Here is an 11584-nt window from a genome sequence, read left to right as displayed (position 1 = left end):
CGATCACCACTAGTATCAGGAATTCTTATTAACGATAATTTTTGTTTCAGAGCTTCGCAGGACGCTTCAATTTGAGCAAGTGGGATCCAGTAACCTTCCTTTTTTTCTTTGTCGCTCCAACGCCCTGTCTTAGTCATATATTTAATAGATGTGTCGTCTTTTGAATTATAGCCTTGCATCTCGAACCTTAGCCACTTTCTAACATCTTCATCGTCGACGTAACGAGATAATCGTGTTCCCTTTAACAAAACTGCTTTACAGTCAAGCCTAGATAACTCAATGTCATCGATGATCTCTCGGGCCAGAGTAATCGTATGCTCAGTTTTTGATAACTCCATAAAATTTCTTGTTAAAATAAGTACTTAAGCTGGGCAAACGCTGGTAATAACCACAATACTTAGAAATAAAACTTACTAGTATAACCTATCATTTACGGCTTCAAGTGAGTTAGCTAAATTAACCATAATCATCAATTATTAAAGTGCTTTGATATTGATTTTCCAATTATTTTGGGGTATGGCGCTATTGAAATTGCCTTAGCTAGGTGAAGTACTCCTCCATTGATTATATCCAAAAATTTTTCACTCTTTTATATTTAAGAGGAGTTTCACTTTCTGGATATTTTTGAAAGATGCCCCTAGGAAAGATAAGGATACAATTACTTGCAAATTTAATCCAATATCGGTTCTAGATAGACCTCGAATCAGACCTTATTAGGCTTTTTTGAAGTTTTCATACTATCTAAATCATCCATCAGTTGATTTATTACGTCATCCTTATTAACTTTATTTGTACTATTAATTTGTAGTTGTTCAGTTTTCTCTTTTAAATTGGTGCTTCGTTTTTTAGAAGTTATTAATCTAACAACAACAATTGAAAAAAATATAAAACATGGGATATGCCATATCTTTACATTCTGAAATAAATTGAACTTAAAAGGTATAAATATTAACACAAATAAAATTCCAGCGAGAATAATAGCTAGTAGTAATTGAGAGAATAAAGATTTAAGAACTGACTTACCATGATTTATGACGCCTGAATCGGTTAATAACTGCTTTAAGTCCTCTTTGTACTTATTCATAGATTAATGTTAAAATAAATCACATGTAACTTATCATTTCTATATCTCAGGGAGAGTTTTGATTTTGGATATTTAACGAAGTTCTTGTTGATCATTATATAAAGTTCATCGTTTAATTGGACTAAGCGGATAACAAGCTTTTTTAAGGGCTTCTGTGAACTGTTCTTTAAATTTTATTTGCCCGCCTTGCCCAGGAAACGTTATTCGCTGGTCAATTATATTCTCAAACTTAAGATTTAAAAAATCAAATGCTTGGTCGAATACATTCGCTTTAATTAAAATGATTTGTGTATTGCTGTCTGCAACTAGCCTAATGTTGTCGAGTAAGTGAGGTAGTTGTGATTTCAAATCACCTTTTAAAAGTCGAAGCGGCAATTCGGACAGGTCAAGCAGGTAGAAACCGTCTTCTTTTAGCTTCTTTAATATTAAACCCTTTATATCTTTACTTCTTCTGCTATTTAAATACCTTTCCTTAAGACTTGGATAAAGAGCTTCAATTACTCCTAAAAATAAATAGTCATGCCGACTAACATCTTCATAATAGAAAAATCGGTCCAAACTATCCGGTGGTGCCTCTGCAATAAGTAGATACTTTACCTCTTCAGGTTTGTATTTCAGACGTGCACTTTTAAGTTGTTCTATTAATTCTGTAGTATCAATTTTAGTTTCACTTCGTTTAGCTGTAATAGAATGAACTTTAATAAATTTCTGTTGCTCGAAATGAAGATCAGCTGAATGGTTACATTCTTCTTTCTTTGAGAGAGGAATCGTCCATTTTGCGCCTTTACCACCGGCTTGGTAAGCATGCGGGATTTTTCCTGCTCGTAATAAGTCTCGAAGGGGTTTCCCTGGTCTATCTTTACTATCCTTCAAAAGCCCTTGTCTTTCTAAAAGTGCATTCGCTTCAACAGGATCGATGCTTGTTCTTTTAGTTCGTGTCAAGTAGGCATCTAGAAACTCTATTATAGTGTTCATATCCAGTTGGGGCTCTGTGTCAAGCTAAGATAAAATATTTTGAAATTGATAGCCTATAAAACGTTGCTAAAATCCTATTTAAATATCCAAAAGTTGATTGTAATCCTTCATTTAAGGGGAAGTATTAATTTTTGGATATTTATAACGTATCACCCCTAGTAAAAGAAGAGAGCAATTCAAACCACTCATTCCTGTTCTTTTACTAGGGGCAACTTGATGCATAAGTCTAGAAATTGTTTTCAATAAAGCGATTGACCAAAAGGGACTACCTTCCTATTATTTTGCTTATGGCGTCATTAGGCATCGTCGGTGATGAGTCATCCTTTAATAATCCGGTTTCGACCCTACTGAACAAAGACTGAAGAATAAGCTTTCTATCGTCATCATTTACTTGAGTATCTTTTAACAACGCGAGATAGAAGAAGGTAAGGGTGTGCCTTTCTTCAGCATCTCGGGCAAGATGAAAAGAACTAAACATATATTTAGTTAAAGCTTTAATCGCATATGCAATCAAAGTAACCAATGTAATAAAAACTATCGACCACCTAACAATCGCTGTAGAATTCCCGTTGAAGACGTTCATGAAAATCCATTTAGGGGATATAATTAGTATCAATGCCAAAAACGTTGCAGTGGCACCAATCGTGCGAATTAAAATCGTTTTTGCATCTTGTCCTTGCTTATAATAAGTTGCCGATTTAATTTGCCAATATTTTGCAGGCTTTTCAAGCTTTAATTTCGTTTCGTAGGTCTCTTCAAGCTTTTCTAATTTTGCAATCTTCTCATCGTACCATTTTTGCCATTCATTTGTTTTAGTAGTTTCAAACCATTCACTGAACAAACCCTCTTTCTCCTTTTTAAACTCATCAATTTGTTCAGCATATTGTTTGTATAATTCGTTAGCATCGTTTAAATGATTAACTAGGGTAGATTCATTAGAGCCCATGTAAGCCTGAAAATCTGTCTTTAAGTTAGTAAGACCTTTTTGTTCAGCTTTTCTTCTATTAGTAAGTTCTGTAGCATCCTTTAATTTAAACTCATATCCAAGTATGGCTCCGAAAAATAAATCTTTACTGTTAATACTGAAGTTTGATGCAACAAGAACATTGTACGCCCCTAAATAGTAGTTGGATGATTTGTTATATAATGAAATTAAGAATTTAGTTTCTGGAATATGATAAGGTACCGGAAAGTTATGAACACTATTTATTTCGACACTAACAGACGACCAGTAGTGTTGCAGATTGATGTCAGATGTTTGAGAATAACCATCCACAAAATTTATTATATGATTCTTGATGTTTTCAAAATATGCCTTGCTTAAAGATAGCTCATCGGGTAGCGGATCTTCTATTTTTTGCCAGCCATTAATTTGTTGAGTAACAAATTCGTAAATTGAACTAACGCCTTTAAGCGTTAGAACAAAATTTACATAAGGAAAATTAAAGGTTTCCTCCACATCAGTATGCCAAGCGAGGTTCGCTGCTTTTGCCACCTTTTTTTTCAGTTCGTTACTAGTCATTCTGTTTTAAGCGTTGATAGAGTAAGATACTTTAAAAATAGGAAAAGAATTATATAAGCCTGGGTAATTAGCCCAAGCTATTAATTTATATCAAGCCTTCGTCACCGAAACTGTAGTAACCATTTGGACTAATGATCAGGTGGTCTAGTATAATTAGATCTAGGATCTTGCCACATTCAACTAAATTTCTAGTGATTTTGATATCTTGTTCACTAGGTTTTAGTTCACCACTCGGGTGATTATGTGCTTTATGTAAAGCTTTCCATAACTGCCATTATGTTGTGCATATATTTATGTAAAGCGGCTTAGGTAATTGATTGATAATTAGGGTAATTTCAACGAATCACTTTACATAATATTGTTTGATTACCATTGCAATTATTCATCAAAACTAATTGTATATGAACGAACGATTTAAGGATTTCAATTTCCTAACCAGTGAAGTAGCAGAGTATCTTGGATCTACACTTTTCTTTTCACCTCATGCTATTGAAGAATACCAGAAGATTTGGCGCCGAATCCGATTCTTTATGGATTCAAGAGGCTACCAGCATTATTGCTCTGATGTCGAAAAGGAACTTTTTCAGTATCATTTTAATGGGCGCTCAAAAAAAGAGCTTAATAACCGAGAAACACGGTTATACAACGGCATAAAGATGCTATTAGACTTTGTGACCAAGGGTAAAGTTAGACTACTAGTTCGCCCAAAACTAAAGCAGATCGTCTTTGAAGGGTCAATTGGTAAAATTATTAACAACTATATCGAGTACAAAAGAACAGTAATGCGTCTGCATACTATTAGCTTAAGTTGTCATAAACGAAACCTTTTAAAGCTCCATGAATATTGTACAAAACAGGGAATTACAAATATTGAAGAACTAGATCTGCCTGTTCTCTTGTGTTTTGTAAATCAATTAGATACCCAATATAAAACCGGGGTTCAAAATACGCTAATGACTATCAGAGGGTTTACAAAGTACTTATTTGAACAAAAAATCCTTGAAAAAGACTACGCTAAGGGAATCCCCAGATATAAATCGGTAACCCAGGCCAAACTCCCATCTACTTATACCAAAGAAGAAATAGAGCGGCTAATTACATCAGCTGAGAGGTTTTCAGCGATTGGAAAACGTAATTATGCGATTATACTTTTGGCAGCCAGACTGGGGCTTAGGGCTTCTGATATATGTAGGTTAAAGTTTGAAAATCTGCATTGGCAGACCTCAACGATAAAAATACATCAATATAAAACTGGCAACGAACTGATTTTACCGATTTTACCTGACGTAGGAAATGCGTTGATCGATTATCTTAAATATAGCAGGCCATTGTCAGAAGAAACCTTTATTTTCTTAACAGCCCGAGCCCCATACACATCTTTTTTTACGAGCAATGTTGTTACCCATGTTGTACAAAGGGCGTTTCTAAAAGCAGGCATAGACATAAATAGCAGAAGATTTGGCCCCCATTCGTTACGCCATAGCCTTGCGTTTAGAATGCTGGAGGAAAGCACGATCCTTCCAGTGATCTCTGAAATCTTCGGGCATAAGAGCACCGAATCTACAAGGTATTACCTGCGGATTGACCTAAAGTCAATGAAGCAATGCATGGTTGATGTACCAACGGTTGCAGCGGGTTTCTATGATCAGAATGGAGGTGTTTTTTATGGATAAGGTATTTCACAGCATTTATGCATCTCACATAAAGCAGTTCATTCAACTTAAACAGAAACTGGGCTTTAAATATTCCTCTGGTATATTTTATCTTAACAAGATTGATCTTTTTGCTATAGAAAGAGGTGATACTTCTGCAGGTATAACCAAAGACTTTGCCGATAAATGGGCCGATAAAAAGCCTAATGAAAGCGACTTTAACCGCTATAACAGAATAGGCTTTCTCTTACAGCTATCCTCTTATATTCGAGATCTGGGGATTGAATCTTATGTTCCGAAACTGCCCCCAATTCCTCATCATACCTTTATTCCTTATGTGTACTCAAAAGAGCAGATAGATGCGATATTCGCTGCTTGCGATGGACTCAGGTTAAAAATAACGCATAACCATAGCTGCCTTTTTTGTATGCCTTTGCTATTGAGATTGCTGTATAGTACTGGACTAAGAATTGGAGAAGCTGTAGCCCTAAAAAACGAAGATGTAAATCTTGAGGACAATTACCTTCTTGTCAGGGACAGTAAAAATGGTAAAGAACGTATTATCCCTATTTCAGCATCCCTTTCGTCAGTCTGCAAAGAATATAGATGGCACAGAGACAGACTTCCTGTTGTTCAAAAGAACTCCGAGTACTTCTTTATAAAAGCCAATGGAATGAAATGTGGTCAGGGTGTAAACAGGTGGTTTAAAAAGTGTTTGGATCTGGCAGGAATTCTACATGGTACAACTGAAAGCCCGCGCATGCATGATCTTAGGCATACATTTGCGGTTACCGCACTTGCCACTATGGCGGAATCTGGTATTGACCTATATGTTTCACTTCCTATCCTCTCAAATTATCTTGGACATCAATCTATTGGGGCAACGAACCACTATGTTCGTTTAACCGCAAGTATGTTTCCCGATCTAATAAGGGATGTTGATATGGTCTGTCTTAATGTATTCCCTAAATACCGAAACTATGAAGCCAACTGATTTTTCTAAATATATATCAGATTACATTTCCAGATATTTACCAAATGAGAAAGGGGCCAGTGCTAATACGATAGCAGCATATAGAGACACATTTGTTCTGCTCTTAAAGTATATTCAGGAAGTTAAGAAGTTAAAAATAGATAAGCTTACGTTAAGTGCAATAAAAAAGGAAACCGTTCTGGAATTTCTAGATTGGCTTCAGAAAGAGAGAAAGTGCAGCACATCAACAAGAAATGCTCGTCTGGCTGCGATTCATTCTTTCTATTCCTACTTACAACATGAGAGTTTGGAGCACCTTCATGAATGCCAAAAAATTTTATCCATTCAATTTAAGGCTGCAAAAAAAGAAACCATGAGTTACTTATCAATTGATGGTATAAAACTATTATTGCAGCAACCTGATACCTCAACTCAGCGGGGCAGACGGAATCTGTCTTTACTCTCATTGATGTATGATACCGGTTCCAGGGTACAGGAAATTATAGACCTGACGCCATTATCACTAAGGCTCAATAAGCCAGCAACGGTTAAGATCATTGGAAAAGGAAACAAAGCAAGATTGGTTCCCATGTTGGATGCTCAAACCGAACATCTACAACGGTACATGAAAGAAAACAGGCTAAATGAGCCATTTGCCAATTATTATCCATTATTCTTTAATAGTAAAAAGGAAAAGCTAACCCGTGCAGGGATCAGATATATACTTGAAAAGTATGCCAGTAGTGCAAGAGCTGGAAATCCATTACTGATACCGGACGATATCAGCCCTCATTCCCTTCGACATTCTAAGGCTATGCATCTTCTCCAGGCGGGTGTAAACTTGGTTTATATCCGGGATATTCTCGGTCATGTATCAGTTGTAACAACGGAAATATATGCACGGGCGGACTCAAAACAGAAGCGTAATGCCTTAGAGAAAGCATATGTCGATGTTAATCCCGATGAAGAAGCAATGTGGTTGAAGGATGAAAATTTGATCAGTTGGCTCAAAAGATTTTGAGATTATTATGTAAAGTGATATAACTTAAATTATGCAGTAACACCCAACTAAAGCCGCATTACTGTTCGTCACTTTACATAACTAATTGCTTTGCATAATGAGCCAGTATAAGCGATGATGCTTTCATCTTCAAAGCAGTAGTAAACAATAATTTTGGATCAACTACAGTGCCTGCTGTGCCTCCTTGTGATAAGGTTGATATAGCAAGCACTTTGTTAGCTCTATTTAGTAGTAGGATCTTGAATTCTTCACAAAGTTCGATGGTATCTTGATTCCAAGAGTCAAGTAAGATGTCGTAGCAATCACTGGATCTGGTAATTCTAGGCCTGAGCGTAATGTCACACTTCGATTTGTAAACTAGTTGAACTTCTGCAACTGTAAATGATGTTTGTTTCTGTACCATAAGGTTTATATTAATTATGGTACTCTGACAAGCTTTAGAGGAATCTAAGCCAAGAAGCAACGGAATAAATGGGCTATAAAATGGGATGGAGCGTTTATGCCGGAATTTCTTGATGCGTGATGAGGGAAGAAGCTTAACTTCGTATAGTGATTAAAATATCTTATAACTTTAGTCTTGCACAATCTAATCAACTCTGATGAAAGAAAGCCCATAATATTACTTAGCAGAACATTGCTCTATTGTCGCATAAGAGCCCATTCAGAATGGTTTAAACCAAACAGGCTGTGGCTTTTTTGCCGGTTTTATAGGAGTTTCCAATCTAATAGGATTTTGTAATTTCCAAATAAACCCTCTTTCTTTCGATCCAGAACAATCTACTATTTCAATGGTACCTATTAAAAAACCACGTGGTAGTTCTGAGGCGGTCTTTTTTGTACGCTTTAAACTGCTATCGTCATCTGCTAAGGTATTAGATGCATAAATGTAAACTCGTTCACGGATGTTAGTGACGATGCTTCTAAATTCTTCTGTTTTTACGCCTAACATTATCAGCTCTGCGTATGGTTGTCTTACGCTTATTGCTCTTGTTATCTCCATATCTATATAGCCAATCCTAATTTTTCCAATCTTCTAGTTTTTCTATCAACAATTTAAAATTACCTCAAATCCCAATTACTTTATCGATTTCAATCATTAATTCATTTGTCCTGTTCAAAGCGACTATTATTTTTTGATAATGCAAAATATCATCAAACTCTAAAACTCTTCCCTTACGATCTTTCAGCCACTTTTGAGCTGGTTGATAACCGCCTATATAAAAATTCCAAGCAACTTCCGGCACGTTATCAAAATACTGTGTTTCATTTATGAAAACTTTGCCGTCATTATAATAAGATTTGACAACTTCATTATTTCCATCTTCTGGATATTGAGTAATATATTTTTCCGTTTCTTCACTTTCCATCAAATGGAATTCCCGTAGTTTTTTACCCAAATTTACCAAAGGGAAAAATGTTTTGATAGTCGGATAAGGTATGCGTGGAAAATCTGTTTTTAAAAATTCTTTGTATTCCTTCCGATACGCTGGGCTGTGCAGTACTGCATAGATATAATCTAAAATGTCTATTGGACAAAACTGCATGTTCTTGACTTTTTCATCAATTGAAGCTTCTTCTGACTGAAAATGATATCCGGAGCTTATCGCAATCTTATCAACAATGTCCATATTAAGATTCGGAACCCGATTTGGTTTTACTCCATCTAAAGTTGGTTGGTTTATTTGTTCTGGGTAAAGGTATAGCGGAAATAAATTTATTCCCCCTCTTCTGAATATATTTGCATCTGTGGGATATTTCGTCACTGTAGTAAGGCACCATTCAATGTTCCCTACTGCCATACCTTGTCTACCAATACCTAGGAGAATATTTTCCTTATTTAAAACATTTTGGATAAGTTCTTTTCTCGGATAATCCATCATTACGTAACTAAAATAACAAGGTCTATTATCAAATGGCCTATAGCCACAATTTATAATTTTACTTTCCCATTCTGAATCTGCTTGAATATCTTTTCTCGCCTTAACTAAGTTCCAGTCTCTATTATCTTTCAAATTATATTTCTCAAATATTTCCTCATTAGTTATGTCAAATCTTTTGAGGTCTAATGCACGTTTTCGAATAGCTTTAGAATCGAAATCAATCGCAAAATCATCTCTATGTGTTTGAAAGCCCATCACGTTAACCCTAAATAAATAAAGAGGATTGATTCCACTATTATATTTTCTCAAGAGGGTTTCGTCCGTTTTTTTAAAAAGATAAAAGTTACCCGTAGGTTTAAATTCAGTGAATGGAATCGATTTTAAAGAATTGTTTGACAAGAAAGAATATTTAGATTCACGTTTGCCGAAAAGATCGAAATGTTTAACTGTAGCTAAATCATCCTTTATTTTGCTACCTGTCTTAATCAGAATATTAATTGAAACACCTTGCATAATATCAAAGACATTAACATCTGGCGATCCGTCTGGAGAAATTTCTTTTTTTTTACTATTGCCATGCAAATCAATGGTATATATGCTATTAAAACTTTTTAACAAATTCCATCTCATTCCTCTAAACGTTGGATTATCTAAAAATCCATGAGGATTGATGAATGCTAGGACTCCGCTACCATTTTTATCAATAAAGTGTTGCCCAAATCTTAAAAATTTCACATAGTCATCATTAATAAATTTAGAATTCCTTTCTCTTAATTTCTCTTTACCTCCTGGTTCTTTTTTATAGTCTTCCATCAGGTTCATGATCCACTTACTTTTATTATCACTCTCGCCACTATAAGGAGGATTCCCCATTACTACCATAACAGGTGTATCACGTTTAATGGCGTTTGCTTGGTCAGCTTCATCACTTAGCCAAGAACTAAATAGGGTTCCTGTATCTGGGTGAGCTTCTTCTAAAGAGTTGGTTAAGAATATTCTAAAACGTTGCTCCGTTGTTGCTTTATATCCAGTTTCGGTTAATAACATATCCATTTTTAAATGTGCCATTGCGTAACTAGCCATTAAGAGCTCAAACCCATTTAACCTTGGTATTAAATGTTGATTTACATAATTGCTCCAAATACCTTGCTGTCCTTCAAACTTTTTATATATATGTTTTACTACTTCAGATAAAAATGTGCCTGTACCTGTTGCGGGATCTAAAATCTGTACTTTGTGGACTTCATGCTCTACCTCAACTTGCTTGAGTTTAGAACGTTGGTCAGACGTTGCTTTGGTGACTGTTTTTAATTTAATTTTTATCTTACTAGTATCTGCTAACCCTTGTGGAAGGCTAAACTCGGTTTTAAGAATATCATCAACAGCCCTCACAATAAAACTAACCACAGGTTGCGGAGTGTACCAAACGCCCCGAGCCTTGCGCAATGCTGGGTTATAATTTGCTAAAAAAGTTTCATAGAAGTGAACAACTGGATCTTCCTGTTTGGTACTTTTACCAAAATCTTTCATAATTACAGCAACATCCGTTGCCAAAAAAATGCTAACAAGTTCATCAACAATCCAAACTAATCGATCATCCAAATCTGGCCCAGCAACTTCATGAAACAGCTTTCTTAAAAACGGATTACTTTTTGGTATTAATTCAGACGCTTCCTGTCTACTGAATGTAGATAACGTTGGATCATGATATCTTGCCGCAAACATTCCATAAGCGATCGTCTGCGAATAGATATCTGCAAAAGCAGAATTTGTAATATCATGAATCAACATTTGTTTAAATGAAAGCATTTGTGATTTTAACGCTGATTTCTTTTCTGCTTCATCATCATAATTTAATGATTTCTCAATAACATCAGCCATCAGCTTAGCTTTTCCTGCCATCATTTCTGCAAGCTTAGTAGGGCTTTTTATAGTTTGCGATACTGTTAATGCAAAGTTTTTGATTAACCCTTGGAATGTGGTAAAGTTACTTATAAGTGGGATTACGTTTCCATGCTCTATTTTTGCAATAGCAACACTGGTTATAAATATTCCATCCTTATAAAAGTGGAAATCAAGGTAATCAGTAAATATAAGATTGCTTAATCCTGAACGGTAGCGATCAAATTGTTCTTTAAGGGTTTTACTATTAAGATCGACGCCAATATCTTTCGCTTCTATATAACCGACAGGAATATCTTTCTTTGTCAACACATAATCTGGTGCACCGCAATTTACTCTCGCTGGCTCATTTGTTACCAATATCTCAGGTAATAAAGTCATTAGAAGTGTTTGAAGGTCTCCTCTATAAGTGTGTTCTCTAGAAATTCCTGTTTTAAATCTTTTGTTTATTATTTCGAGATACGTCTGTATAGTCATTTCCAATATTACGAAAAAACTCCAATCTGTTTTCGGGCAAATAGCCAATTGGAGTACGTATTGCTGAAATAAAAGTTTATCCGCTTTTGCGATTCATT

10 protein-coding genes and 1 pseudogene are annotated in these 11584 nt (G+C 35.4%); 3 read left to right on the top strand and 8 right to left on the bottom strand.

Annotated features, from left to right (window positions below; all coding sequences use genetic code 11):
• From ACHFIZ_RS09155 to ACHFIZ_RS09135, 5 genes and pseudogenes are all read right to left on the bottom strand, one after another.
• Positions 1 to 338, bottom strand: a 338-nt coding sequence (locus ACHFIZ_RS09155; RefSeq protein ID WP_410885032.1) for a hypothetical protein, incomplete at its 3' end; no start/stop codon positions are given.
• Between the two features lie 365 nt (positions 339 to 703).
• Positions 704 to 1084: a hypothetical protein gene (locus tag ACHFIZ_RS09150; protein WP_410885030.1), complete on the bottom strand. Its 381-nt coding sequence runs from the start codon at positions 1082 to 1084 to the stop codon at positions 704 to 706.
• A 105-nt stretch (positions 1085 to 1189) separates the two neighbouring features.
• Entirely contained in the window at positions 1190 to 2059 is an 870-nt protein-coding gene (locus ACHFIZ_RS09145; protein ID WP_410885029.1) for a hypothetical protein, read from the bottom strand.
• Positions 2060 to 2324: 265 nt separating this feature from the next.
• The gene (locus ACHFIZ_RS09140) at positions 2325 to 3581 is read right to left on the bottom strand and encodes a DUF6161 domain-containing protein (RefSeq protein WP_410885027.1); all 1257 of its coding nucleotides are present in this window, start codon (positions 3579 to 3581) and stop codon (positions 2325 to 2327) included.
• Between the two features lie 85 nt (positions 3582 to 3666).
• Positions 3667 to 3819, bottom strand: a pseudogene (locus ACHFIZ_RS09135) (JAB domain-containing protein); the annotation flags it as partial.
• Between the two features lie 163 nt (positions 3820 to 3982).
• On the opposite strand from ACHFIZ_RS09135, the gene ACHFIZ_RS09130 reads away from it, so the two are divergent.
• From ACHFIZ_RS09130 to ACHFIZ_RS09120, 3 genes are read left to right on the top strand one after another with little or no spacing between them, the layout of a single operon-like run.
• Positions 3983 to 5254 carry a site-specific integrase gene (locus ACHFIZ_RS09130; RefSeq protein WP_410885025.1) on the top strand — a complete coding sequence of 424 codons (1272 nt, stop codon included), beginning with the start codon at positions 3983 to 3985 and terminating at the stop codon, positions 5252 to 5254.
• Positions 5247 to 6227, top strand: a complete 981-nt coding sequence (locus ACHFIZ_RS09125) for a tyrosine-type recombinase/integrase (RefSeq protein WP_410885024.1) — start codon at positions 5247 to 5249, stop codon at positions 6225 to 6227. Before ACHFIZ_RS09130 ends, ACHFIZ_RS09125 begins: the two co-directional genes overlap by 8 nt.
• The gene (locus tag ACHFIZ_RS09120; RefSeq protein ID WP_410885022.1) at positions 6214 to 7227 is read left to right on the top strand and encodes a site-specific integrase; all 1014 of its coding nucleotides are present in this window, start codon (positions 6214 to 6216) and stop codon (positions 7225 to 7227) included. The genes ACHFIZ_RS09125 and ACHFIZ_RS09120 overlap by 14 nt, the downstream gene beginning before the upstream one ends.
• A gap of 73 nt (positions 7228 to 7300) precedes the next feature.
• Here ACHFIZ_RS09120 and ACHFIZ_RS09115 read toward each other — a convergent pair whose 3' ends face one another.
• The 3 genes from ACHFIZ_RS09115 to ACHFIZ_RS09105 all read right to left on the bottom strand — a co-directional run bounded on the left by ACHFIZ_RS09115 (position 7301) and on the right by ACHFIZ_RS09105 (position 11390).
• Entirely contained in the window at positions 7301 to 7630 is a 330-nt protein-coding gene (locus ACHFIZ_RS09115) for a JAB domain-containing protein (RefSeq protein WP_410885021.1), read from the bottom strand.
• 258 nt (positions 7631 to 7888) lie between these two features.
• Entirely contained in the window at positions 7889 to 8227 is a 339-nt protein-coding gene (locus tag ACHFIZ_RS09110) for an ASCH domain-containing protein (RefSeq protein ID WP_410885019.1), read from the bottom strand.
• 64 nt (positions 8228 to 8291) lie between these two features.
• Complete coding sequence (locus ACHFIZ_RS09105) at positions 8292 to 11390, bottom strand: type ISP restriction/modification enzyme (RefSeq protein WP_410885017.1); 3099 nt, start codon at positions 11388 to 11390, stop codon at positions 8292 to 8294.
• Positions 11391 to 11584: the final 194 nt, after the last annotated feature.

The sequence above is a fragment of the Pedobacter sp. JCM 36344 genome (assembly GCF_046546555.1).
Lineage (GTDB): Bacteria > Bacteroidota > Bacteroidia > Sphingobacteriales > Sphingobacteriaceae > Pedobacter.
The sequence above is the reverse complement of the archived record's forward strand: the minus strand, read 5'-3'. Positions and strand labels throughout refer to the sequence as shown.